At 40.0% G+C, this 24,227-nt stretch carries 26 protein-coding genes; 6 read left to right on the forward strand and 20 right to left on the reverse strand.

What is annotated here, in order from left to right:
* Positions 1-101: 101 nt before the first annotated feature.
* The 3 genes from ffh to BKK47_RS01975 all read left to right on the forward strand — a co-directional run bounded on the left by ffh (position 102) and on the right by BKK47_RS01975 (position 3,170).
* Positions 102-1,490: a signal recognition particle protein gene (ffh, locus tag BKK47_RS01965; RefSeq protein WP_077493245.1), complete on the forward strand. Its 1,389-nt coding sequence runs from the start codon at positions 102-104 to the stop codon at positions 1,488-1,490.
* A 339-nt stretch (positions 1,491-1,829) separates the two neighbouring features.
* Positions 1,830-2,168: a hypothetical protein gene (locus tag BKK47_RS01970; RefSeq protein WP_077493246.1), complete on the forward strand. Its 339-nt coding sequence runs from the start codon at positions 1,830-1,832 to the stop codon at positions 2,166-2,168.
* 72 nt (positions 2,169-2,240) lie between these two features.
* Positions 2,241-3,170, forward strand: coding sequence for an AEC family transporter (locus BKK47_RS01975; RefSeq protein ID WP_077493247.1), 930 nt, complete (start codon positions 2,241-2,243; stop codon positions 3,168-3,170).
* Between the two features lie 185 nt (positions 3,171-3,355).
* Here the strand turns inward: BKK47_RS01975 and BKK47_RS01980 are convergent, their stop codons facing one another.
* The 8 genes from BKK47_RS01980 to BKK47_RS02015 form a co-directional block, all read right to left on the reverse strand.
* Entirely contained in the window at positions 3,356-3,601 is a 246-nt protein-coding gene (locus BKK47_RS01980) for a YgjV family protein (protein ID WP_077493248.1), read from the reverse strand.
* A gap of 129 nt (positions 3,602-3,730) precedes the next feature.
* Complete coding sequence (locus BKK47_RS01985; RefSeq protein WP_077493249.1) at positions 3,731-4,060, reverse strand: branched-chain amino acid transporter permease; 330 nt, start codon at positions 4,058-4,060, stop codon at positions 3,731-3,733.
* Positions 4,057-4,779: an azaleucine resistance protein AzlC gene (azlC, locus tag BKK47_RS01990; RefSeq protein WP_077493250.1), complete on the reverse strand. Its 723-nt coding sequence runs from the start codon at positions 4,777-4,779 to the stop codon at positions 4,057-4,059. Before azlC ends, BKK47_RS01985 begins: the two co-directional genes overlap by 4 nt.
* Positions 4,780-5,718 (reverse strand): LysR family transcriptional regulator, encoded by a 939-nt coding sequence (locus BKK47_RS01995; RefSeq protein WP_077493251.1) that lies wholly within the window; start codon positions 5,716-5,718, stop codon positions 4,780-4,782.
* A gap of 204 nt (positions 5,719-5,922) precedes the next feature.
* Positions 5,923-7,053, reverse strand: a complete 1,131-nt coding sequence (locus tag BKK47_RS02000) for a M20/M25/M40 family metallo-hydrolase (protein WP_077493252.1) — start codon at positions 7,051-7,053, stop codon at positions 5,923-5,925.
* Between the two features lie 17 nt (positions 7,054-7,070).
* Positions 7,071-7,541, reverse strand: coding sequence for a YjiG family protein (locus BKK47_RS02005; RefSeq protein WP_077493253.1), 471 nt, complete (start codon positions 7,539-7,541; stop codon positions 7,071-7,073).
* Positions 7,538-8,176: a nucleoside recognition domain-containing protein gene (locus BKK47_RS02010; protein WP_077493254.1), complete on the reverse strand. Its 639-nt coding sequence runs from the start codon at positions 8,174-8,176 to the stop codon at positions 7,538-7,540. Before BKK47_RS02010 ends, BKK47_RS02005 begins: the two co-directional genes overlap by 4 nt.
* A 131-nt stretch (positions 8,177-8,307) precedes the next feature.
* Positions 8,308-10,266, reverse strand: a complete 1,959-nt coding sequence (locus BKK47_RS02015; RefSeq protein ID WP_167366165.1) for a site-specific recombinase — start codon at positions 10,264-10,266, stop codon at positions 8,308-8,310.
* A gap of 220 nt (positions 10,267-10,486) precedes the next feature.
* Between BKK47_RS02015 and tesB the strand changes: the two genes are divergently transcribed.
* Together tesB and BKK47_RS02025 are read left to right on the forward strand one after the other, a co-directional pair.
* Complete coding sequence (gene tesB / locus BKK47_RS02020) at positions 10,487-11,347, forward strand: acyl-CoA thioesterase II (RefSeq protein ID WP_077493255.1); 861 nt, start codon at positions 10,487-10,489, stop codon at positions 11,345-11,347.
* A gap of 17 nt (positions 11,348-11,364) precedes the next feature.
* Positions 11,365-12,222 (forward strand): ferritin-like domain-containing protein, encoded by an 858-nt coding sequence (locus BKK47_RS02025; protein ID WP_077493256.1) that lies wholly within the window; start codon positions 11,365-11,367, stop codon positions 12,220-12,222.
* A gap of 52 nt (positions 12,223-12,274) precedes the next feature.
* Here the strand turns inward: BKK47_RS02025 and murA are convergent, their stop codons facing one another.
* The 12 genes from murA to galT all read right to left on the reverse strand — a co-directional run bounded on the left by murA (position 12,275) and on the right by galT (position 22,996).
* Complete coding sequence (murA, locus tag BKK47_RS02030) at positions 12,275-13,555, reverse strand: UDP-N-acetylglucosamine 1-carboxyvinyltransferase (RefSeq protein WP_077493257.1); 1,281 nt, start codon at positions 13,553-13,555, stop codon at positions 12,275-12,277.
* A gap of 15 nt (positions 13,556-13,570) precedes the next feature.
* Entirely contained in the window at positions 13,571-13,828 is a 258-nt protein-coding gene (locus BKK47_RS02035; protein ID WP_077493258.1) for a BolA family protein, read from the reverse strand.
* A gap of 13 nt (positions 13,829-13,841) precedes the next feature.
* Positions 13,842-14,177: an STAS domain-containing protein gene (locus tag BKK47_RS02040; RefSeq protein WP_077493259.1), complete on the reverse strand. Its 336-nt coding sequence runs from the start codon at positions 14,175-14,177 to the stop codon at positions 13,842-13,844.
* Positions 14,178-14,181: 4 nt separating this feature from the next.
* Entirely contained in the window at positions 14,182-14,829 is a 648-nt protein-coding gene (mlaC, locus tag BKK47_RS02045) for a phospholipid-binding protein MlaC (protein ID WP_077493260.1), read from the reverse strand.
* Positions 14,830-14,853: 24 nt separating this feature from the next.
* Positions 14,854-15,360: an outer membrane lipid asymmetry maintenance protein MlaD gene (mlaD, locus tag BKK47_RS02050; protein ID WP_077493261.1), complete on the reverse strand. Its 507-nt coding sequence runs from the start codon at positions 15,358-15,360 to the stop codon at positions 14,854-14,856.
* Positions 15,361-15,371: 11 nt separating this feature from the next.
* Positions 15,372-16,154: a lipid asymmetry maintenance ABC transporter permease subunit MlaE gene (gene mlaE / locus BKK47_RS02055; RefSeq protein WP_077493262.1), complete on the reverse strand. Its 783-nt coding sequence runs from the start codon at positions 16,152-16,154 to the stop codon at positions 15,372-15,374.
* Positions 16,151-16,945: a phospholipid ABC transporter ATP-binding protein MlaF gene (gene mlaF / locus BKK47_RS02060; RefSeq protein WP_077493263.1), complete on the reverse strand. Its 795-nt coding sequence runs from the start codon at positions 16,943-16,945 to the stop codon at positions 16,151-16,153. The genes mlaE and mlaF overlap by 4 nt, the downstream gene beginning before the upstream one ends.
* 92 nt (positions 16,946-17,037) lie before the next feature.
* Complete coding sequence (gene lnt, locus BKK47_RS02065; RefSeq protein WP_077493264.1) at positions 17,038-18,576, reverse strand: apolipoprotein N-acyltransferase; 1,539 nt, start codon at positions 18,574-18,576, stop codon at positions 17,038-17,040.
* A gap of 66 nt (positions 18,577-18,642) precedes the next feature.
* Positions 18,643-19,536, reverse strand: coding sequence for a CNNM family magnesium/cobalt transport protein CorC (gene corC, locus BKK47_RS02070; RefSeq protein ID WP_077493265.1), 894 nt, complete (start codon positions 19,534-19,536; stop codon positions 18,643-18,645).
* Between the two features lie 126 nt (positions 19,537-19,662).
* Entirely contained in the window at positions 19,663-20,685 is a 1,023-nt protein-coding gene (gene galM, locus BKK47_RS02075; RefSeq protein ID WP_077493266.1) for a galactose-1-epimerase, read from the reverse strand.
* Positions 20,686-20,694: 9 nt separating this feature from the next.
* Positions 20,695-21,849 carry a galactokinase gene (gene galK / locus BKK47_RS02080; RefSeq protein ID WP_077493267.1) on the reverse strand — a complete coding sequence of 385 codons (1,155 nt, stop codon included), beginning with the start codon at positions 21,847-21,849 and terminating at the stop codon, positions 20,695-20,697.
* Positions 21,850-21,946: 97 nt separating this feature from the next.
* A complete protein-coding gene (gene galT / locus BKK47_RS02085) occupies positions 21,947-22,996 on the reverse strand; it encodes a galactose-1-phosphate uridylyltransferase (RefSeq protein ID WP_077493268.1) in 1,050 nt (349 codons plus the stop codon).
* Between the two features lie 219 nt (positions 22,997-23,215).
* Here galT and BKK47_RS02090 point away from each other — a divergent pair, with 219 nt between their 5' ends.
* A complete protein-coding gene (locus BKK47_RS02090; protein ID WP_077493269.1) occupies positions 23,216-24,217 on the forward strand; it encodes a substrate-binding domain-containing protein in 1,002 nt (333 codons plus the stop codon).
* Positions 24,218-24,227: the final 10 nt, after the last annotated feature.

A 24,227-nucleotide genomic window follows, 5' to 3' on the forward strand; every position in this document is an offset into this window, starting at 1 on the left:
CGTTCTGATTCCGAATTCGCTATAAATTTATTTGAAATGATGAAAAACGCCTAGATTTCGGTATAATCACGACAATTTTTGATGAAAAAACAGGATTAAGAATGTTTGAGAATTTATCTGATCGCCTTTCGAAAACCTTACGCAATATCACGGGGAAAGGTCGTTTAACGGAAGATAATATTAAAGAAACCCTACGTGAAGTGCGTATGGCATTGTTGGAAGCCGATGTAGCATTACCGGTGGTGCGTGAATTTATCGCAAAAGTAAAGGAAAGCGCATTAGGCGAAGAAGTCAATAAAAGTTTAACCCCGGGGCAAGAATTCTTAAAAATCGTACAACGTGAGCTTGAAAAAGCCATGGGTGAAGCAAATGAAAGCTTAAATCTTGCTACCCAGCCCCCGGCAGCCATTTTAATGGCAGGTTTACAAGGTGCAGGGAAAACCACCAGCGTGGGAAAATTGGCAAAATTCTTGCGTGAACGCCATAAAAAGAAAGTATTGGTCGTCTCTGCCGATGTGTACCGCCCTGCGGCAATCAAACAATTGGAAACTTTGGCACAATCCGTAGGCGTGGATTTCTTCCCATCAGATGTCAAACAAAATCCGGTAGAGATTGCCAAAGCCGCCCTTTCAGAAGCCAAACTCAAGTTCTATGATGTTCTCATCGTGGATACTGCCGGTCGCCTACACGTAGATGGCGAAATGATGGATGAAATCAAACAAATCCACAGTGCATTAAATCCAATCGAAACCCTCTTTACCGTTGATGCGATGACGGGGCAAGATGCGGCAAACACCGCCAAAGCGTTTAATGAAGCATTACCGCTCACCGGCGTAATCCTCACCAAAGTAGATGGCGATGCCCGTGGCGGGGCGGCATTGTCAATCCATCAAATTACAGGTAAACCGATTAAATTCCTTGGTGTGGGGGAAAAAACCGATGCTCTTGAGCCATTCCACCCGGATCGTGTCGCCTCTCGTATTTTAGGCATGGGGGATGTGCTTTCCCTTATCGAAGATCTTGAACGTTCGGTAGATCGCGAAAAAGCGGAAAAAATGGCGCAGAAATTCAAGAAAGGTGATGCCTTTACCCTTGATGATTTCCGTGAACAATTGATCGAAATGAAAAAAATGGGCGGAATGATGTCCATGTTGGAAAAGCTCCCCGGTGCGAAGAATTTACCAGATCACGTTAAAAACCAAGTGGACGATAAAATGTTCATCAAAATGGAAGCGATCATTAACTCTATGACTTTAAAAGAGCGTGCCAATCCCGACATTATCAAAGGTTCCCGACGTCGCCGCATTGCATTAGGTTCCGGCACACAAGTGCAAGATGTGAACAAATTACTCAAACAATTTGATGAAATGCAACGTATGATGAAAAAAATGCGTAAAGGCGGAATGTCGAAAATGATGCGGGGTATGCAAGGTTTAATGGGCGGAGGCTTGGGCGGTCTTGGTGGTTTAGGGGGAATGTTTAAACGTTAGGATAAAATTAAAAGTGCGGTGAAAAATAACGGTATTTCTTCGGTATTATGTAGCAATGCACAAACATAGAAATTTCAACAACATGTAGGGACACACCGCGTGTGTCCGCTATAAAATCAAATCATTTCAATATGTTAAAATCCGGACACACGCAGTGTGTCCCTACAAGAGAACAAAAAAACAACTTTATGTAACTGCTACATAATATTGTATTTCTTAATCGCACTTTTTCATCCACTCTTGATCTCGATCAAGCCAATACCCGCTTTTTAGTATGGGTTTTATGCCTCTTCAACTTTATACTACACTCACATTCAACTTTTCTTATAAAATTTCAACATGAGTGATAATCCATTTAAAGCCCGTTGGTCTATGCAAGGCAATACCCTCTGTTTAGGACATTGGGACATTTCTTATCTTGATCTACCCATTACTTTACCTCGCGAACGCCGTGATCAAGATATGGGTACAGAAAATATTTATAATTTTATGGACCCTGAAGATGAACTTTATCGAGAAGGATTAGGGAAAGATGAATGGATTGTCGAAAATATTGAATGGCTTTCCGATGTGTTTATTGAACACAACATTCCATTGGAAGAAAATACAATACGGGCTTTTTATCAAGCTGTAAATAAAGAAGATTGGCGTTGTGGCAGTTGCGGTGGTTGTATTTAGAACAAATTATTTTGCCCTTTCTCATCATCTATAGTTTAATAAATTAATATTTTTCTTTGCGTTAAAAAATCTATGGATATTGCATTTTTACTCGGCAGCAAAATTATTGAACTCACCCTTATTGTACTAATGGGATATGGGCTGGTAAAAACCAAACTTTTAAAATCAGAAGACAGCAAAGCTCTCTCCATTATCGGGCTTTACATTATTAGCCCGGCAGTGATGATCGAAGCCTTCCAAATAGACTATACCCCTAAAATTCTCCAAGGATTAATGCTTTCTCTTGGTATGGCGGTATTTTTACACATTATTCTCATTGCTACAGGAAGCGGGCTAAAACGCCTGCTAAAGCTCGATCCCATTGAACACGCCACCGCTATTTATTCAAATTCAGGCAACTTGATCATTCCTATTGTAATGTCGCTTTTTGGGAAAGAATGGGTTATTTATGCCAGCTGTTTTATTGTGGTACAAACTTTTTTGTTTTGGACACATTGCCGCCTGATTATTGTTGGGAAAGGCAATTTAAGCCTGAAAGTGATGGTGAAAAATATCAATATGTGGTCAATTTTTATTGGTGTTGTGCTATTCGTCTTTCAAATAAAATTACCGGCTTTTATTAACGGTACACTTTCTTCCATTGGCGTTTTCATCGGTCCAAATGCGATGTTAATTGCCGGAATGTTGATCGCTTCGATCCCACTGCGAACAATTTTTTCATCAAAACGCATTTATTTGGTCACCGCACTTCGCTTAGTATTGATCCCTATTTTTCTCCTGGTGATTATCAAACTTTGTGGCTTTGCCGGTTGGGTAGAAAATGGCGAAACTATTGCGATGATCAGCTTTCTAGCCACCACTAGTCCTTCTGCCGCCACTGTTACGCAAATGGCCTTGATTTTCGGCAATAATGCTCAAAAAGCCAGTGCAATCTATGGTGTCACGACTTTCCTTTGCGTATTCACTATGCCATTTGTTATCGCACTTTATCAAATGTGGTGAGATAAACGAAAAGCAAGGACACACGCCGTTTCCCTGCCAATAAAGCCAAAAATCAGCTTTGTTCAACAGCGCTATCATACTGAAAATGATGGAAAGTGCGGTCACAAAATCCGAAGGATTTTGAATATTGGCTTTGTCAACGGCTCCGAAGGAGCGAATAAATCACCTCAGTGATTTATGAGTAATTATTTCAACGTTTTTGAAAGAGGTTGTTCTTTCTTCAAACGGTAAAGTTGATAGAGGTTTACGAAAACAAGAAAAGCGTTCAGTACCGCAACAGGATAGGCACCAATAATCATACCGTAAATCACGAACAAAACAGCGCCAATACTATTTACAATTCGCAAGTAAACAATTGATTTAAACAAAAATGAAGCCGCTACAAAAAACGTTGCTATGTAGCCTAACGATTCTATTAAGTTTAATTCCATTATATCTCTCCGTTCTTCGTCAAAATAAATGTGGGCAGCATAATAAAAGATTTAGGGAAAGAGGAAAAGAGACGAAATAAAGGCAACCGATTGCACAATAAAGAATTTTTATTTTACGCCCTCAAAAGATTAAACAAAGACAGTTTGAACTAAAATCATATAAAAAATCGTGCCTACGGCAATGGACAGAAACATATTCTTTTTCCAAAAATGTAGCGCCAAAACCAATGCTCCGGCAAGAAAATCGGGGATACCGTGATAGCCGCTCAATATATCAATATTTTTATAACAATATATGACAAGCATTCCGAACATCGCAGCAGGTAACACTTTTCCCAAATAGCGGATATATTCAGGGACTAGACGGTTTGCCGGAAAAATCCAGAAAGGCAAAAGACGGGTAAATTGCACGGCAAGCACACAAACACCTATCGTTATAATCTGTTCCGTTAAAGTCATTTTAACGCCTCCAATTTACTTTCTATTTTAGGACGGCGTAGTGTTAGGATTACCCATATGCCGATTAAGGTTGGGATTAAAAAATGCTGTTTTCCTACGATGAGCAAAGAAACCAAAGCAATCCCTAAACCAAACAAAGAACTTTCATGAGATTTTTCTTTCATCCAATTCTCAGCAAAAATCACCAAGAAAAGTGCGGTCATAGCAAACTCAACGCCCTTTAAATCAACGGGTAACACCTCTCCAAATAAATTTCCCATCGCTGCGCCCAACACCCAATAAATATGTAGATATAGACTCACAAAAAACATATACCAGCCTTTATCTAAGTGCGGTGGGGTTTTTGACATATAATTCAATGAGAAAGATTCGTCCACCAAGGAACTAATTAAATACCAACGTTTTTTGCCGAGATGAACGCCGTATTTTTCTAACATAGAAATGCCATAGAAAATTTGTCTGCCGCTTACCATTAGCGTCACTAACAATACACTTATCGGAGAAAAAGGCAGCACTAACGCACTGGCAGCGATAAATTCAACCGATCCGGCATAAATTAATAACGCCATCAATGTAGGGTACCAAACACCAAAACCCAGTGCTTTCATATAAATGCCATAGGCTACGCCAAGAAATAAAAATCCGGCAATCATCGGTGCACTATAAGGTAATGCTGCTTTCGCTGCGGCACGGATAGGATGTGCTTTAGAAAAATCCATTTACTCCCTCGCTAATTCTAAAACGGACAATCCCGGTAAAGTGGAAAAACTTTGAGATTTAACGGTTTGATAAAAATCTTCCATATAAGCAAGACTTTCATCTTCTTTTCGAATGGCTGCATATAAATTGCTATACAAACCTTCTTGCGTAACTTTTCGTGCGACTACATAACCTTTTTCAAGGTATGGCAATGCCGCCCAATAAGGAACAGTGGCAATACCACGGCGACTTGCGACTAGTTGAATCATTGCGATCGTCAGTTCTGTGGTACGACGTATCGGATTAATTCCTTTCGGTTTTAACACTTTACGCAATAGATCTAACATATCATCCGGTACGGGATAAGTTACCCATGTTTCATCGGCAAAATCCTCCGCCTCCCAAACCGCTTTTTCTGCCAAAACATGATCTTTCGAACAAATCCCCATCATTTCATAAGAAAAGAGCGGTTTAAAAATCACCTCATCATTGTCTTCGATTTCCGAAACAATGACACAATCTGCTCGATGAGAAAGCAATAATCCTATCGGATCCGTATGAAAACCGGACACAATATCCAGTTCCACCAAGCCCCAATTCTGGCGAAACGCATCCATTGCAGGCATTAACCAATCGAAGCAAGTATGACATTCCACCGCAATTCGCAGCTGCCCTGCCTCACCATGTTTAACACGAATTAAATCACGCTCCGCATCAATCACTTTTGGCATTACTTCATTGGCAAGACGAATCAAACGCTCCCCAGCTGCGGTAAAACGCAACGGATGACTCTTGCGTTCAAACAAGGGCAAACCAAATTGATCTTCAATGAGTTTTATTTGATGGGAAAGAGCGGATTGAGTGAGATAAACCCGTTTCGCCGCTAACGAAACACTGCCCGTTTCTTTTAAGGCGAGCAGCGTTTTAAGATGTCGAAATTCAAGAAATGTGGGCTTCATGAGTACCATTCATAAAATAATCAAAATGAATGAGCAATATGATACCGTAAAACAGGGAAAATTAAAGCTTAAGGAATAAGAACCTTTTTTCTTAGTGATATTTTCATTACTTATTATATTAAATACAATTACTCTGAGCATATATACAAAAATAGAGGCATCAGTTGTTGCCTCTATTTTCTATGAGATTTCTTGCGTTGAAATTCAAGCCGGATGAGACATCAATGCATTAATCACGCCGACGACAAGATTACATTTAGGAATAACTGAATTTATCTCCAAATATTCCGTTTTCGCATGCATATTACCACCGGTTGGTCCCAAACCATCAATCGTCGGACACCCAGCCGAAGCCGCAATATTGCCATCACTTAATCCGCCTGCATCAACCCATTTTATAGGTATAGCCAATTTTTCTCCCACTTCATCAAATACTTTTTTAATTAAAGGAAGATATTTTTCATCAATCATTGGAGATTCTTTATTAATTAACGTTTTTGTTGAAGTAATCCCTTCCACTAGTGGATTTTCAAGCACCCGTTGCAAATGCTGTTCAAAAAATTCGATAGACGAAGATTTTTTATAACGCATTTCGATCATTAACGCCGCATAATCCGCAATTACATTGTGTCCGCTTCCTCCATGAGTCATTACGCAATTAAACGTATGTCCGACATCAAAATCATTCAATTTATAAAATTCAGTAATGAAATGTGCCGCTTCAACCAATGCGGAACGCCCCCGCTCAGGGCAATTTCCAGCATGAGCCGCCACACCGTGAAATTCAATTTGGTAAGTGACCATTCCTTTTCGGGTAGAGACCATTGAACCGTCTTCACGTGCGGGTTCCATGACAAAACAATAACGTGCTTTGCGCGCATATTCACGAATACTTTCTTTTGCATAAAGTGAACCGTTTTCTTCGTGAGAATTTAAGTAGATCCCGATTGTGTATTTCGATAAATCCAATTCCTGAGCGATATAGAAAGACAATAATGCACCGGATTTATCATCAATCACGCCTAATGCGTTAATGCGTTCTTCTTTCCTTGTAAAAGGCACATTTTTTCCGGTTCCTAACGGAAATACCGTATCCATATGTGCAACAAAGAGAATATCGAATTTCTCCGCGTCCAAATGATTACTGATAAATAAGCCTGGCGCAACTTTATCGGAAGTCATAGAAATTCGTTTATGTTGTAATCCCAGTGTTTCTGCTTTTTTGATGAACCATTCCGCTACCTGATTAATGCCATCGATAGCGGTCGTTGGACTTTCAATATCGGTGAGTTCTTTAAGTTCATCTAAAAATATCTCTAGTTGTTCATTATTCATCATGTATTCCTCCATTGCTAAATTAATACCCGCATTAATAACATCGCTAAATAAGCGTTAATAATGCAAATGCCAAAAAGCACCAAATAATGCTTTCCGGGTACACCCAATACCCCTAAAACACGTCCCATATATTGAACCGTAGAACCGACTAACGCCATTCCCGGAATAAGAATCGCAATATGTTGTGCGTTCAACGTACCTTCCTGAACTAAAGCTACCAAGACACCTGCGGCACCACCCCAACTTAGAAATGCGGCAAGGAAAACCGCAATGGATTCCCCCGGTAAACCCAATGGAGTCATCACAAATCCGACATATTCCCCTAATAATTTCAACAAACCGGAGGCATTTAAGATATAAATAATCACAAAAGCCATTAATACGTTAGGAATCGTACTATGTATCGCGATATTCCAGCCTTTTCTTGCCCCTTCAACAAAAATATCGGTAATTAACTTTGATTCTGTATTCGTTTGTTTACTCATACCGCCACCTCATTTTCTTTCACAAACTTTTTCACATAAAGACGCATTAAATTCGCCCCAAAAACTTTAAATAAGAAAATCACACCTAATGCCATCGCAATAGATACAGGTGCAACCGCACCGGCTTTATCGGTGATTAATAGAAGAGGTGCAAAGGAAGCGAGAAAGTTTGTCAGAAATGCGCCGGCACTAAATTGAAAGGCAGAGAAAATTAACAATTCATGATGGGTGATTTGACCTTCGTCATATAAGAACTTAGCGGTAGAACTTCCGGCATCTGTACTTTGTGTACTGGCAATAAGCGAAATAGAGCAATTCCCCGGAATTCCCATTAACGGCTTAAGCACGGGACTTAGCCATTTAGAAGCGGCGAGTAATGCACCATAATGTTCAAAAATCGCCACAAATCCCAACGCCAACATCACACTAGGAACCAATGTCAAAGCAAATAAGAAACCGCCTTTTGCGCTGGTACCGCCTGATGTTTTAAGCCATTCAGGAAATTGACCGGTTAATTTACTAAAATCAAAAATACCGCCCCACAAATCTTTGGCAAATCCGCCAAAAAAGATAATGGCAAACACTAATGAAAGTGTACCAATAATAAGGGTTTTCGTATCAATTTCTTTTTTCATACACGCTCCTTTCTTATCACAAGAAATAAATACTGATGAGAGTGTACAATAAAAGAAACAGCTGAAATGTGATAAATATCACAAGAACAAAAGTGCGGTTAAAATTTCTTTCGTTTTTAACCGCACTTTTTTTATTTTTCCAGTTGAACAGGTAAAAATAAACTCAACGGGCGTTGTTTGATAATTTCTAAAACTTCACGCCAAATCGCCCACCAACTGGTTACTTCTGCATTTAAAGAACGTAGTGCAATCCAAAGGGTTAAAGAAAAACTCACGACCAAGTTCACTAAACCAATTAGCAAGACAAAAAGGATACATTGTAATAAGAGTGCAAAATCGAAATACCCGCTCACCGCAATATAGCCCACATTAGCGGAAGAAAATGCCACATGGCGAATGTCTAACAGTAAACCGGTTAAATACCCCACCACACCAGTTAAACCGAGCAATAGACCAAAGCAAAGATTTCCGACAATAGAACCATAATTTTCATGCATATAATTCGCTAGTTTCTCTCGCTGTTTTAAAGGCATTAATTTCTTTAATAATGGCTGCTGGCGTAAACGCATTCGTATATTCAAATAATTGCTACGATTATCAAAATATCCCGAGATAATACCTGAACAAAATAACCATACCCCAGCGATTGCGGCAAACCATAATGTACCGGCAAAAGGATCAATACTATGTAGGTGATATTCAATCTGTTCCTGATTCATCAGTGCTTCTCCCGTTTGATAGTGGTAACCAAAAGCAATGATCATCGCCAAACTCATCGCAACGATCACATTACCAAATACGGCAATACTTTGGGAACGAAACACATCTACCAATAACTGTGCTAATTTTACGTTTAAACTTTTACCTTGCGGATTCTTCCCAACAGCTTCAGCAAAACGGGCAGCTGTCATCGCCGGCTGTTTCGTTGCAACGGTGAAATGCAACATAAAAATCAAAGTAAACCCTAAACCATAATTAAGCCCTTCTGCAATGCCTTTCCAGACTTTATCATCAATAATACTGCCCAAATAGGTTTTAAATAACGCCATCAATGCGATCAATATTCCACCACCGGCCGCAGAATAAAACATAGCAAAATATTCTTTTTTATCCCGTGTAATATAGTGTTCGCCATGATCACCGGCATTTTGAGTAATACTCCGAGCAATCAGCTTTGAACTTTGTTTCCATAAACGGGAAATACTATGCTGTTCTGCCGCGGCACGGGCAAAACAAGCCGTTAACAATAAAATGCGACGTGGTAAATAACGATTTGATACAAAAATGGCCATCAATTTTTCTAAACGTTCAAGCGTTTGTGAAAGCCGTTCCAACAAATAAGCAACATGAAGAGATGAACCAACTACAGCGCCTCGTTTTTGCAAACGTTCAATTAATTGCTGACATTGTTCAAACATCACTTGTAAATGGCTATCATCAAAAGTTTCATTTCGACGACGAGCCAACAACCAATCAACCACTTCTCGATGCAATGCCACAAAAGGTGAATCGGCATTTAATAGTGACGGTTCCATACGCATTAATTCCGGTTCCATATCTTCGGCCGCGATCCAAATAGAGAGCATCTCAATAGCAAATAGCCCTTCATTTTGAAAATGCACACGTAATCGCTCACGATCTTTTTCCGTCGTTTTACGTGTCAATATACCAAATAACGCCCGCCATTCTCTCAACGGAACAGCATCAATCCAACGTGCATCATCTTTATCATTAAATAGCAAATAGAAAACATCACGTAAATCATTCACATCTTTAAAAGAAGGGCTAAAACGTTCATAAAGGCGATTTTTCATCTCACGCCCAAACCCTTCACGCGGTAAAATTCCGTTGCTAATAAAAATCGGATATAAACGTAAACTACATAACCAACTACACAACAGTTCCGCCACGGAACAAGCAAGCTCATGATCCTGCTTTAAAATACGTTTAATCAAACGTAAATGAGGAACAATCTGTGCCTCAGGGCTTTCACGCAAAAGCCGACAAAATCCTTCCATCAATCCAAAAGCATCACTATCGGCAATTTGTTTGCGAATGAACTGTGGCAATGTATCGGGCTTTACTATCATTGATTTCAAATTATCTCCTCTCTAATTAGAAAAGCACACTATTATACAGATTGAAAAGAAAATTGAAAAAGTGCGGTTGGTTTTGGAGATAAATATATGGATTTCTGAGACATTCATTAAAATAGCATTATCCCCTTTTCACACTTCCATTCGCGCTTTTTTGGCATTCCAAAAAATCTTCGTTAAAATAACCGCACTTTTATTCAATGAGGAAGGCAAAATGTCAGAAGCGCTTAATCATCTAATTCATCTGCTTAAACTTGAACAAATTGACGATTTAATTTTTCGTGGGGAAAGCCAAGATTTAGGGCTTCGCCAAGTATTTGGCGGGCAAGTGGTGGCGCAGGCATTGTCTGCTGCGATGCAAGTTGCACCGAAAGATCGGCTTTTACATTCATGCCATGCTTATTTTCTTGCACCGGGAGAGAGCCAATATCCGATCATTTATGATGTAGAAACCTTGCGTGAAGGACGAAATTTTTCTGCCCTGCGGGTGAAAGCCATTCAACATAATGAACCGATTTGTCATATCACTACCTCCTTTCAAGTATGTGAAGACGGGTTTGAGCATCAAAGTGTAATGCCTGATGTGGAACAACCTGAAAAGTTCATTGACGAAAACGCAATGATACAAAAAATGGCATCAGCCCTGCCTGAATCATTAAAAGAGAAATTTATGGCTGAACGTCCTTTTGAGATACGGACAAAATACCTCAATAATCCGTTCAATGGAGTGAAATTACCGGCGGAACAATATTCATGGTTTAGAACACAGGGTAAGGCACCGCTTGATCTTGCCATACAGCAATGTTTACTTGCCTATTTTTCCGATTTTCACTGTCTTTTGACCGCACTTCATCCTCATGAAAAAGGTTTTTTACAACAAGGAATGAAAGTAGCGACAATTGATCATAGTATTTGGTTTCATCGCCCATTTGACTTGAATAATTGGCATCTCCATGCAATCGAAAGTAATAACGCTTTTGCTGGACGTGGACTCTCACGAGGGCAAATTTTTTCACAAGAGGGAAAATTAATTGCAACTACACAACAAGAAGGCTTAATCCGTTATCAAAAATAACCGAATTTGAGGCAGTAATGAAAAGAGAATTTTGGCATAAGGTCACTGAAGCCTTGCAAGAAACCAATCCCGGCATTAAATGTACACTTGTTAATCAACTCTATGATGAGATTTTACCGATGATCTCACTCACGGAAATCGATGATTTTCCACAAATCAGCGTTAAACAAAATATTGCTGGATTCCCGGCAAAACCTATTTTAGTCGCACCCAAAGATGTTCCCAAACGTTCTTTTGCCACAAAAGAAGGCTATGCTGCCACCTTGCACGCCATTGCACATATTGAATTTAATGCGATTAATTTGGGCTTAGATGCCGCATGGCGATTCGGGCGAAATGCCCAAGAAGAATTGGATGAAGGACTGGCTTTTGTGAAAGATTGGTTGCGCGTCGCACGTGAAGAAAGCACGCATTTTAGTTTGATCAATGAACATTTGAAAACATTGGGTTATCAATACGGAGACTTTGAAGCCCATGCCGGTTTATGGGAAATGGCACAAGCCACCGCTCACGATATTTGGGAGAGAATGGCGCTCGTTCCAAGAGTATTAGAAGCCCGTGGATTAGATGCAACCCCTGTATTACAAGAAAAAATAGCCCAGCGCAAAGATTTCGCCGCCGTTGATATTTTAGATATTATTTTGCGGGATGAAATCGGTCATGTTTATATCGGTAATCATTGGTATCACGCGCTTTCTGCGAAACGTGGATTAGATGCGATGAAATGTTTCACTGAATTATTACATAAATATCGTATTGTGATTTTTAAAGGTGCAATTAATACCGATGCCCGTATTCAAGCTGGTTTCACTCAATATGAATTAGATTGGATTTATGAGGTGGAACAAACATTGAAATCTTATATTCAGAAGTAAAAAGAGCGGTCAAATTGACCGCTCTTTTCCTGCTACTTGCCAGGAAAAATCATTACAGCTCTTCGCTTTGTTCTGAAAAACGTTCAATTCGAGCCCCTAAACAACGAAGTTTTTCTTCAATATGTTCATAGCCACGATCAATATGGTAAATACGATCAACGATAGTTTCACCTGTTGCAATACAGCCTGCTAAAACCAAACTAATTGACGCACGTAAATCCGTCGCCATCACTTCGGCTCCAGAAAGTTGAGCAACACCCTGACATACCGCCGTATTACCTTCAATTTCAGCCTTACCCCCCATACGAACCAATTCCGGGATATGCATAAAACGATTTTCAAAAATCGTCTCAGTGATAATACTCGTACCCTGTGCCACCATATTTAATAGGGTGAACTGCGCTTGCATATCCGTTGGAAAACCTGGGTGAGGAGCCGTACGAATATTCACCGCTTTTGGGCGGTTACCGAACATATCTAATGTAATTCTATCTTCCGTGACATCAACTTGAGCGCCAGCCTCACGTAATTTATCAATCACTGCATCTAAGGTATCTGCTTTTGTATTTTTACAAACGACACGTCCGCCTGAAATTACCCCCGCCACTAAGAATGTCCCGGTTTCAATACGATCCGGTACGATACTATGTTCACAACCGGTTAAGCGATCCACACCTTCAATCGTAATATGATCCGAACCTGCACCACTAATTTTTGCCCCCATTTTATTGAGGAAATCGGCGGTATCGACAATTTCCGGTTCACGAGCAGCATTTTCAATTACCGTTTTACCTTTTGCAAGTGTCGCTGCCATCATGATAGATAAAGTCGCACCCACGCTGACTTTTTCCATAACAATACGCGTACCGATTAAACGATCCATCACCTGTGCTTTTACATAACCTTCTTCAAGCACAATATCCGCACCCATTTTTTCAAGACCGCCAATATGTAAATCAACAGGACGTGCACCAATCGAACAACCTCCCGGTAGGGAAACCTGACCTTGCTGGAAACGTGCAACCAACGGCGCTAATGCCCAAATCGAAGCCCGCATCGTTTTCACTAAATCATAAGGTGCAATAAAATGATCAATTTTTGATGCGTCAAGTAATACGCCCCCACTTTCATTACGTTCTGCCTTTACTCCAAGTTTACGTAAAATTTTAAGCGTGGTTTCAATATCTTTGAGCTCAGGTACATTCGTTAATTTTACCGGTTCTGTTGCTAAAATTGAGGCAAAAAGAATCGGAAGTGCCGCATTTTTAGCACCGGAAATAGTGACGGTACCACTTAAACGGGATTGTCCGCCATAAACACGAAATTTTTCCATAATAGAAATCCTAATTTAACTGGATTGATGTAAAAGACGATCCATTTTCCACTTTTCAGTAGTGTAGGTCTTGATGGTTAAAGCATGAATTTCACCTGTTGTGAAATAACTCATTAATGGTGCATAAATAGTTTGTTGTTGTTTGACCTTTGACAAGGCTGCAATTTCATCACTCACGACAATCACACCAAAATGGGCATTTTCACCCTGAGCATATACTTCATCAACATTTAAAGATTCTTTTAAAATTCGTTCAATTTCTTGCAGTTCCATTCGGATTCCCATTTTAATGATGGTCAATAAAAGCTGCGATCCAATCAGATAGATTGACTAAATCCGCAAGCGTTAATAATTGTTGAGGAGGATTAACTAAACGCACCGTTTTGTTAGGCAATTGTTTGCTGTCATACAGAAAATCGCAAAGTAGTGCAAAACCTGCGGAATCAATTTTTGTGATCTCCGTTAAATCCCATTCAATGATTGATTGATTTAATTTAGCCTCAGACAAAAAAGAAGCACGTTGTTGCCATAAGGCTAACAACGTGTTACGAGATAGCTCCCCAGAAAATCGGAGCGCTATCTTATCATTATTTCGAATCAAATCCCAATTTAATCTTGTCATAAGATTATTTGCTTAATGTTACAGGTTGAGCGGCCGATTTTTGAATTTGAGCCGTTAATGCTTCAATACCTTGCTGACGTAAGATACCGCTCCATTCGTCTTGTTTGGTCACCACCATACTCACGCCTTCAGCGACCATATCATAGGCTTGCCATTCACCAGTCTTACTGTTTTTACGCCATTTAAAATCCAGTTTAATCGGCGCAGCACCACCATTTTGAATAATATTAACGCGAATACTCACTAAATTTTTACCTGCAATATCTTTAGCCGGTTCAATTTGAATATTTTGGTTGCTATATGCCGTTAAAACCTGCGCATAGGCTTGCTCAATAAAATCGCTAAATGCTTTGAAGAATTTCTCACGTTGTTCCGGTGTAGTGGATTTAAAATACGATCCCAACACTAAAGAACCGGCATAATTCACTTGCACATAAGGTAATAAATCGTTACGTACAATAGTACGCAAATAATTTGGGTTTTGTTTAATTTTGGCTTGGCTGTTTTTAATGTCTGAAAATAATTTATCAGAGGCTTGTTGCATTAAAACATAAGGGCTGGTTTCCGCCATTGCCGTGCGAGCCATAAAAAGTGCGGTCATTGCAAAAGCTAAAACTGCAAACCATTTCTTCAACTGAATGATTTTCATCATAAATCTCCTAACTAAATATTGTTATTATTTTACTGTCGGTTCCGCGTTTTCCGCATTTCCGTCAGATTTTTTATCGCCATAGAGGAATTGACCAATGAGATCTTCCAATACCATAGCTGATTTTGTATCTTGAATTTGGCTACCGTTTTTTAACATTGCGGTTTCGCCGTCATCAAACCCCATTGTTAATGCGATATATTGCTCTCCCAATAATCCCGATGTTTTGATCGATAACGAACTATTTTCCGGAATTTCATTATATTCTTCGTTAATCGCGATATTTACTTTTGGTAAATAAGTTTTCTCATCCAAGCCAATACTGCTGACCCGTCCTATTACCACACCGCCAACTTTTAACGGCGCACGGACTTTTAGTCCGCCAATATTATCAAAAGTTGCAGTAACGGTATAAGATTTATTCTCACCGAAACCCTGCACATTTGCTACACGTAAACCTAAGAACACCAAGGCCCCAATACCGAGTAATAAAAATAATCCTACCCAAAATTCATATTTAATTGTTTGTCGCATAAAACACCCTTTTAGCCTGCCCCAAACATGATGGCAGTTAAGATAAAATCTAACCCAAGAACCACTAATGACGCAAGAACTACGGTTCGAGTCGTGGCTTGACTGATGCCTTCTGAAGTTGGTATGCAATCATAACCATTAAATAATGCAATCCACACCACCGCAATAGCGAAGAATACGCTCTTAATGAATCCATTGAGAATATCATAGCTCCAACTGACTGAAGTTTGCATGACTGACCAAAAACTACCGGAATCAACGCCTTTCCAATCCACACCAACCAGTGAGCCGCCCCATATTCCTATTGCAATAAAAATAATGGAAAGAATCGGCATCGTCATGACTCCCGCCCAAAAACGTGGTGCAATCACACGGCGAAGTGGATCAACCGCCATCATTTCAAGGCTAGAAAGCTGCTCGGTTGCTTTCATTAAGCCAATTTCTGCGGTTAATGCCGAGCCAGCCCGTCCGGCAAATAAAAGTGCGGTCACTACCGGCCCCAATTCTCGCAAAAGCGATAATGCCACAAGCTGACCAAGACTGGTTTCAGCAGAAAAATCCACTAATACCACATAGCCCTGTAACCCCAGGACCATACCGATAAATAAGCCGGATAGCATCACGATTAACAACGATTGCACACCTAAAACGTGTAGTTGTTTAATCAATAACGGAAAATGTTGGCGAATTTGTGGTTTCCCCACCAATGCGCCAAACAACATGAAACCGGCACGCCCTAATGCACGGAAAAAATGAATGACGCGTCGTCCAAGGGAAGAAATCATCGTAATCATTGAAATAACTCCCCAATATAACTTTCCGCCGGATAATGGAATTTCACCGGTCCATCCGCTTCGCCTTTTAAAAATTGCAACACTTGTGGATCTTGGCTTGCCAGCAATTGTTCTGCCGTCCCTTCTGCAATCACCCTTTTCTCGGCAATAATATAAGCATAATCAGCGATACTTAATACTTCTTGCACATCATGTGAAACCACAATTGAAGTTAAACTCAAGGCTTCATTTAAACGTTTAATTAAACTCACAATCACGCCCATACTGATGGGATCTTGTCCTGTGAAAGGCTCATCAAACATAATTAAATCGGGATCTAACGCAATGGCTCTTGCAAGCGCAGCCCGGCGTGCCATACCGCCGGAAAGCTCGGAGGGCATTAATTGTGCTGCACCGCGTAAACCGACTGCTTCCAATTTCATTAATACAATTTGGCGAATTAAACTTTCCGGTAAACGGGTATGCTCACGGATCGGGAACGCCACATTATCGAAAGTAGAAATATCGGTAAAAAGCGCACCGGATTGAAATAACATTCCCATACGTTTGCGTACTTCATAAAGCTCACGATTCGAAAGACGACAAATATCTTTATCATCAAACCAAATTTCCCCCCGTTCCGGATGCAACTGTCCGCCAATTAATTTTAGCAGCGTCGTTTTTCCGATACCGGATGGTCCCATAATTGCCGTAATTTTTCCCTTTCGGACCTTTAAATTTAAGTTATCGTAAATCACACGTTCACCCCGTTTAAAGGTGAGGTTTTTGACTTCGATTAGATTTTGCTCCATTCAAATCTCATTTTAGTGAGGCGATTTTTCAAACCACCAATAATTTAATCTCGTGATGAATTAACTTCATCAATAAAGTGCGGTCGCTTTGACTATCGTTTTTGTGAAAGGTTCATACGGCGACGAACATACGCCATTGCCCCATGTAATAATAAAAACAAGAGTGATAGTCCATAAAGCGGCAAATTACCCAATACAGAATAAGGTGTTTTGCCTTCAGTCGGTGCAATGTTATAGGTCAACGTTGTTTCAACAAACTGAGGTGCTTGCGCCAAAATTTTACCCGTTGCACTAATAAATACCGAAATCCCGGTATTAGTCGCACGAATTAAAGGCTTACCTAATTCCAATGCCCGCATTCTCGCCATCTGTAAATGCTGCCAAGGCCCGATGGAATCGCCAAACCAAGCGTCATTGGAAATGGTCAGCAAATAATCGGTATCCTTTTTCAAGTTTTCTCGTACTTGTTCGCCAAAGATAATTTCATAACAAATTGCAGGTGAAAAAGCACGTTTTTTTGCCATAAAAGAAGGCTGCACTGCCTCCCCGTTTTGGAAAGCCGACATCGGCAAATTAAACACGGAGTTTAACGGGCGTAATATATTTTCCAACGGGACATATTCGCCAAATGGGACAAGGTGATGTTTATTGTAACGATTTGAAGTATCCAATTTATAAGGAAAATCAGGATTACCTGCGGTCACAATAGAATTCAGCAATTTGCCCGATTGTTCGTCCTGATACACTGTCCCGATTATGATTTCCATATTCTTTTCCTGTGCGACACGATCAAGGGTTTCAAAAAAAGGAACGATCGAATTTTCTAAAGTAGGCAACGCCGATTCAGGCAAAATGATCAAATCGCTTTTCCCTAAATTTTCTGCGATTAATTTTTGGTAAATTTCTAACGTTGAATAGAGATAAGCAGGATCCCATTTTAGATTTTGCTCAATATTACCTTGTAGAAGCGTAACCGTCAGGGTTTTATCTTCCGCAGATTTCACAAAAATGATTTTTTGTGCATAACTCGCTAAGCCACTGACAATGGTAAAAAGTAGAACATTCGCCAGTAATAATTTGATATTTTTTTCTTTAAATAAAGCAAAAATACTATTAAAAATGACCGCACTTGCCCATAGGGTGAAGAAGGTTAATCCGCTCACCCCAAAGATCGGGGCTATTCCGGAGAATGGACTGTCAATTTGTGTATAGCCGAATTGTAACCAAGGGAAACCGGTAAATACCCAACCACGGAGAAATTCCGTAAATGTCCAAATTACTGCAAAAATAACCGCGCTTTTTACCTGAAAACGATGGACGAGATAGGCAAATAACATAGGATAAAGGGCAAGATAAGCAGAAAGTAAACCGACAAGTAAATAGCTTACGCCAAGAGAAGCGCCGCCGAATTGATGAATGCTGACATTCAACCAACTGACACCAAAACAGAAAAATCCCATTGACCATAAAAACGTGCCCAAAAGTGCGGTAGATTTTTTCTGAGTTTTAGCAACATAAATTAAGCCTAGCAATGAAACATAGGCCAAGCCCCAGTAGTCGAAAGGAGAAAAAGCAAAAACACCGAGTAAACCGGAAAAAAAAGCAATAAAATAAATAAATAAATTTTTCATCTCATTTTCAATATGACAAAAAGATTTCCCTCAAGAAAAATGAGGGAAAAGTTTAATTGGAAAAGACTATTCGTTTTCTATATTTTTCACTTCCGGCAAACGTTCGTCCGGCACGGTAACACGTAACTGAATCAGACGGCGGCTATCGGCAGAGGTGACTTTAAATTGCAGGTTTTCTAAGGTAATTTCCTCACCGCGTTTCGGCAAATAACCGAAAGCCTGCATGACTAAACCGCCAATGGTATCCACTTCTTCATCATCAAAATTCGTATTGAACTGTTCATTGAAATCATCAATGTCCGTCAGCGCACGTACTGCATAAGTATGACGGGAAAGTTGGCGAATATCTGCAATTTCTTCTTCATCAAATTCATCTTCAATATCGCCCACAATTTGTTCTAGAATATCTTCAATTGTTACTAAACCGGACACAGCACCAAATTCATCCACCACAATTGCCATATGGAAACGTTCCGAACGGAAATCTTTTAACATTCTATCCACACGTTTACTTTCCGGTACAATCACTGCCGGACGTAAAAGTTTTGGCATATCAAATTCTTCTGCATCTTCACGCAAGAATTTCAGTAAATCTTTTGCATGTAGGATCCCTGCGATATTATCCCGATCATCCGAATCGGCAATGACAGGAAAGCGTGAGTGGGCTGATTCAATAATAATATTTAAGCAAGAATTTAAATCCTGCTCACTTTCTATAAAAGTAATTTGTGAGCGCGGAATCATAATATCACGCACCCGAAGCTCGGCGATCTCCATTACCCCCTCGATCATTTCTCGGGTGTTTTGATCAATTAAATCGTTTTGCTCGGAATCACGGATCACTTCCACTAATTCTTCACGATTTTTCAATTCTCCCTGAAAAAAACGACCGAATAAAGATTGTAAAAAAGATTTTTTAGTGTTTTCAGATTGAATTAAATTTTGCTGTTCGTCACTCATATTATTCTGTTTAGACTAGACTAAATTCACTTCAGAAAAGTATCATATTTTGACTGAGTTCGCAAAGTGAAAGCGTAGAAAAGCAAAGTGCGGTAAAAAATATACTTATTTTTTACCGCACTTAATCTATAAAAACTTAAACTCCGTCCACTGATAATAGCGCTCATTGGCTTTTTGGAGACCGCCGTAATTTTGCCACTCCGGATGATTCGGCGTATCCGGTAAACATTGTGTTTCCAATGCAATTCCGGAAAAATCGGCATATTCTCCCCCCTCTCGGGTTGGTGTGCCGGCAAGATAATTGCCGGTATAAACTTGTAATGCGGCTTGAGATGTTCGCACTTCAAGGCTTAGATCCTCATTCGGAGAAACCAGCAAGACACAAGGTTTTTGCCATGCCTTATTGACGATGAAAGAATGATCGTAACCTTTAGTCAAACGCTGATCGCCCAGCAAGAAATCTTGTTTAATCTGTTTCATCAGTCGAAAATCAAAACTTGTCCCTACCACATGTTTAAGCGGAGAATTTGGAATGCCTTCATTATTTACCGGCAAATAAAAATCTGCGTTCAATCGCAAACTATGTTCTCGTATATCTGAACCTTGTTCGGCATTTTCTAAATTAAAATAAGCGTGATTGGTGAGATTCAATGCAGTATCTTTATCACTCAGTCCTTCATATTCAATTTTGACAGCATTGTCTTCTGTCAGTGTGTAAGTCACGGTGATGTTTACATTTCCGGGAAAACCCTGCTCTCCGTCAGCAGAGTTCAATGAAAAGCAGACGAAATTTTCACCGCACTTTTCAATCATCCAACGGCGTTGATCAAAACCTTCCCCCCCATGAAGCTGATGCTGACCTTGATTGGCCTCCAATTGAATTATTTCTCCGTTTAGTTCGAATTGTGCGTTTGCAATGCGGTTGGCATAACGCCCTACACTCGCCCCTAAATAAGCAGTCTGACTCGGATAATCTTCTACTTTGCAGCCTAATAATACTTCTCTCAATCTGCCATTTACCGGCACTTGACAAGATAACCACGTTGCTCCCCAATCCATCAACTTGATGAGCATTCCTTTTTCATTTTGCAAAAAGACAATTTGATAAGGTTTGCCATCAGGGGCATTGAATGCTGTTTTTTCTAACATGATTTTCCCTTAAATAACACGCGCACCTTGCGATGCTGTGCAAACATAAAATGTTTCTTTTAATCCGGTAGTTTTTTCATAATTTTCGGCAATAATTTTGCGTACAGCCTCGACTTTATCTTGTGGTGCAAGGGCAACGATACAACCACCAAAACCGCCTCCCGTCATTCTTGCACCGCCCTGTTTGCCGATAACCAATTGTGCTAATTCTACCAAATAATCAATTTGTGGCACGGTAATTTCAAAATCGCCACGCATTGAATCGTGGGATTGCCCCATTAGCTCACCTAATCGAGTTAAATCGTTGTGGGTTAACGCCTCCACGGCATCTAATACCCGCTGATTTTCTGTCACAACATGACGGGCACGTTTTGCCACGATCGGATCAAGTGCGGTCAATTCCGCTTCTTTTTCTTTAAATTGAGATACGGATACATCACGCAACGCTTTCACACCAAAAAATGCCGCTGCTTTTTCACATTGCTGACGGCGGATATTGTATTCGCCCGTGACTAAATCATGCGGTACATTCGAATTCACGATAATCACCGCTACATCATTCGGTACAGCGGTCGGTATTGTTTCAAGGCTTCGGCAGTCAATCATCAAAAGGTGATCTTTTTGTCCAAGTGCAGAAATAAGCTGATCCATATTGCCACAATTAGCGCCTACAAATTGATTTTCGGCTTTTTGACCATTAAGCGCAATATCAACATGAGAGATAGTTAAATCACCCAATTGTTGGCAAAATTTTCCTACCGCGACTTCCAGCGATGCTGATGAACTTAAACCAGACGAAAGCGGTACGTTACCCGAAATGACAAGATACGCTCCCTGCTTAAAATGCGGATAACGTTCTTGAATAAATTTCACCACGCCACGCACATAATTTGCCCATTTATTCGGGCTTTTTTCAATTGTCTCAGAAAGGGAAAATTTATCGGTTTCATCCAAATCAGCCGCATAAACATACCAAATATGATCATCACGTTTTTTACCGCTCACTGCCGTACCAAAGTTAATCGCACAAGGCATGACAAAGCCTTCATTATAATCCGTATGTTCCCCTATAATATTTACACGACCGGGTGCATAAACTGTGAGTGTAGGTTCTGTATTGAATTTTTGAGTGAATATGTGTTGGGATTTTTCAATTGGTGTCATATTTCTATCCTTAATATTTGAATTTATACCCAGCATTAACTCCCCTCTTTCGCAAAGAGAGGCTGGGGGAGGAATCACGCATAGAAAGAGAGGAACGTTATCCTCTCTCCTTGTAGTGGATTTCGCTTAACGCTCTCAATCTTTCCGCTGCCTGCTCAGCCGTTAAATCCCGCTGACTTTCAGCCAGCATTTCATACCCCACCATAAATTTCCGCACCGTGGCAGATCGTAAAAGCGGCGGATAAAAATGCGCATGGAGCTGCCAGTGTTCGTTTTCTTCATCGTTAAAAGGTGCGGCATGGAATCCCATTGAATAGGGGAAAGAGGTTCCAAATAAATTATCGTATTTTGTGGTCAATTTTTTCAATATGATTGCTAAATCTTTCGACTGAGCATCAGTTAATTCTGTTAAGCGCTTCACGTGGTTTTTAGGAAGTAACAAAGTTTCAAAAGGCCACACAGCCCAGTAAGGAACAACCGCTACCCAATGCTCGGTTTCAACAACAATCCGTTCTTTTAATTCAAGTTCACGCTTTGCATAATCCAGCAACATCACAGAACCGTATTTTTGCCGGTAATTACGTTGGCTTTGATCTTCGCTAGCTACTTCATTCGGTAAGAAACTGTTTGCCCAGATTTGACCGTGGGGGTGAGGGTTAGAACAGCCCATTGCCGCCCCTTTATTCTCAAAAATCTGCACCCATTGATACTTTTTCCCGAGTTCTCTAAGCTGCATTTGCCAAACTTTGATCACTTCTTCAATTTCAAGTGCGGTCAATAATGGTAAAGTTTTACTGTGATCCGGAGAAAAGCAAATTACTCTACTCTCTCCGCAAGCTTGAGAGCTTTGAAAAAGCGGATCATTTGATTTTTCCGGTGCCGGAGTGTCTTCCAGAAGTGCCGAAAAATCATTTTTGAACACATAAGGTTTATTATAATTAGGGTTTAGCTCGCCCGTAATACGTTTATTCCGAGGGCAAAGATAGCAACTCGGATCATGGCTTGGTTTCTGCTCTTCTACGATTTTTTCTTGCTGCCCCTGCCATGGGCGTTTGGCTCGATGTGGTGAAACCAAGACCCATTGATCAATTAACGGATTATAACGACGGTGAGGATGCTCCGTTGGTTCAAATAATCTATCACTCATATATAACTCCTTTTTTACCTATCAATTTGTAATCGCTTACATTTCCTTATTAAATAAGATACCTAACTTCTGAATAATAAACCGTGATCCACATCACAAAATTAGAATTTTAAGGGTGCTTTTTGTGATCTATATTACAAAATTGAAAAGTAAACGTTTTCAATTTTATACTAAACCAGTATGATAAATAACTATAAGTTAGATGAAAGAGGGCGTATTATGAGTACAATTCATGATGTTGCAAAGCTCGCTAAAGTTTCCGTTGCAACAGTATCTCGCGTGTTAAACAATCATCCGTCAGTCAGTAAAAAGACCCGTCTTTCCGTACAAAATGCGATCTCTCAGCTAAGTTATCAGCCTAATGCTAATGCACAGGCACTTGCCGTACAAAATACCGATACGATCGGTGTAGTAGTAACAGATGTAACAGATTCTTTTTTTGCTATTTTAGTGAAAGCGGTAGATAAAGTAGCTGAATCCCATAATAAAACGATTTTAATCGGTATTGGTTATCATCATGCCGAAAAAGAACGTGAGGCAATCAATACGTTATTACGGAAACGTTGTACCTGTTTGGTTGTCCATTCTAAAGCGCTTTCAGATGAAGAACTTAAAGATTATCTTAATAAAGTGAAAGGAATGGTGGTGATTAATCGTGTTATTAAAGGTTATGAAAATCGTTGTGTAAGTTTGGATAATCAAAAAGGTACCTATATTGCGACAGAAATGCTCATTCAATGCGGACATAAAAATATTGCTTATATCGGTTCCAATCATGCTATTTTTGATGAAGTGGAGCGCCAAACCGGCTATCTGGAAGCCCTAAAAACGCACAATTATCCCATCGTCAAACATGCGATCGTACACAATTCCCCTGATTTTGAAGGGGGAGAACAGGCAATGATTGATTTACTCAGTTACAATAAAGATTTAACCGCAGTTGTTGCCTACAATGATTCTATGGCTGCTGGGGCAATTTCGGTACTAAATGAAAATAATATCAATGTGCCGAGCCAATTTTCTATTATCGGTTTTGATGATATGCCGATTGCACGTTATTTAATCCCTAAACTCACGACAATTCGTTATCCCATTGATTTAATGGCAACTTATGCAGCCAACTTAGCATTAAGTTTAGTTGATGAAAGTATTGCAACTCCCTCAGCTATTCAATTTAACCCGACACTGGTTCGCCGTTTTTCTGTAGAGGCAGCAAATTGAAATGTGATCA

This window comes from Rodentibacter mrazii (assembly GCF_001998825.1).
GTDB lineage: Bacteria > Pseudomonadota > Gammaproteobacteria > Enterobacterales > Pasteurellaceae > Rodentibacter > Rodentibacter mrazii.

Excerpts from the sequence above, each read along its gene's own strand:
- galM (WP_077493266.1), bottom strand. The coding sequence starts at position 20,685 with ATGTTAGAAAAAACAGCATTCAATGCCCCTGATGGCAAACCTTATCAA.
- mlaC (WP_077493260.1), bottom strand. The coding sequence starts at position 14,829 with ATGATGAAAATCATTCAGTTGAAGAAATGGTTTGCAGTTTTAGCTTTT.
- BKK47_RS01975 (WP_077493247.1), top strand. The coding sequence starts at position 2,241 with ATGGATATTGCATTTTTACTCGGCAGCAAAATTATTGAACTCACCCTT.
- lnt (WP_077493264.1), bottom strand. The coding sequence starts at position 18,576 with ATGAAAAATTTATTTATTTATTTTATTGCTTTTTTTTCCGGTTTACTC.
- mlaE (WP_077493262.1), bottom strand. The coding sequence starts at position 16,154 with ATGATTACGATGATTTCTTCCCTTGGACGACGCGTCATTCATTTTTTC.
- azlC (WP_077493250.1), bottom strand. The coding sequence starts at position 4,779 with ATGGATTTTTCTAAAGCACATCCTATCCGTGCCGCAGCGAAAGCAGCA.
- BKK47_RS02040 (WP_077493259.1), bottom strand. The coding sequence starts at position 14,177 with ATGACAAGATTAAATTGGGATTTGATTCGAAATAATGATAAGATAGCG.
- BKK47_RS01985 (WP_077493249.1), bottom strand. The coding sequence starts at position 4,060 with ATGACTTTAACGGAACAGATTATAACGATAGGTGTTTGTGTGCTTGCC.
- galT (WP_077493268.1), bottom strand. The coding sequence starts at position 22,996 with ATGAGTGATAGATTATTTGAACCAACGGAGCATCCTCACCGTCGTTAT.
- BKK47_RS02000 (WP_077493252.1), bottom strand. The coding sequence starts at position 7,053 with ATGAATAATGAACAACTAGAGATATTTTTAGATGAACTTAAAGAACTC.
- BKK47_RS02015 (WP_167366165.1), bottom strand. The coding sequence starts at position 10,266 with ATGATAGTAAAGCCCGATACATTGCCACAGTTCATTCGCAAACAAATT.
- corC (WP_077493265.1), bottom strand. The coding sequence starts at position 19,536 with ATGAGTGACGAACAGCAAAATTTAATTCAATCTGAAAACACTAAAAAA.
- BKK47_RS02025 (WP_077493256.1), top strand. The coding sequence starts at position 11,365 with ATGAAAAGAGAATTTTGGCATAAGGTCACTGAAGCCTTGCAAGAAACC.
- mlaF (WP_077493263.1), bottom strand. The coding sequence starts at position 16,945 with ATGGAGCAAAATCTAATCGAAGTCAAAAACCTCACCTTTAAACGGGGT.
- galK (WP_077493267.1), bottom strand. The coding sequence starts at position 21,849 with ATGACACCAATTGAAAAATCCCAACACATATTCACTCAAAAATTCAAT.
- BKK47_RS01980 (WP_077493248.1), bottom strand. The coding sequence starts at position 3,601 with ATGGAATTAAACTTAATAGAATCGTTAGGCTACATAGCAACGTTTTTT.
- BKK47_RS01995 (WP_077493251.1), bottom strand. The coding sequence starts at position 5,718 with ATGAAGCCCACATTTCTTGAATTTCGACATCTTAAAACGCTGCTCGCC.
- BKK47_RS02035 (WP_077493258.1), bottom strand. The coding sequence starts at position 13,828 with ATGGAACTGCAAGAAATTGAACGAATTTTAAAAGAATCTTTAAATGTT.
- tesB (WP_077493255.1), top strand. The coding sequence starts at position 10,487 with ATGTCAGAAGCGCTTAATCATCTAATTCATCTGCTTAAACTTGAACAA.
- BKK47_RS01970 (WP_077493246.1), top strand. The coding sequence starts at position 1,830 with ATGAGTGATAATCCATTTAAAGCCCGTTGGTCTATGCAAGGCAATACC.
- BKK47_RS02090 (WP_077493269.1), top strand. The coding sequence starts at position 23,216 with ATGAGTACAATTCATGATGTTGCAAAGCTCGCTAAAGTTTCCGTTGCA.
- mlaD (WP_077493261.1), bottom strand. The coding sequence starts at position 15,360 with ATGCGACAAACAATTAAATATGAATTTTGGGTAGGATTATTTTTATTA.
- murA (WP_077493257.1), bottom strand. The coding sequence starts at position 13,555 with ATGGAAAAATTTCGTGTTTATGGCGGACAATCCCGTTTAAGTGGTACC.
- BKK47_RS02005 (WP_077493253.1), bottom strand. The coding sequence starts at position 7,541 with ATGAGTAAACAAACGAATACAGAATCAAAGTTAATTACCGATATTTTT.
- ffh (WP_077493245.1), top strand. The coding sequence starts at position 102 with ATGTTTGAGAATTTATCTGATCGCCTTTCGAAAACCTTACGCAATATC.
- BKK47_RS02010 (WP_077493254.1), bottom strand. The coding sequence starts at position 8,176 with ATGAAAAAAGAAATTGATACGAAAACCCTTATTATTGGTACACTTTCA.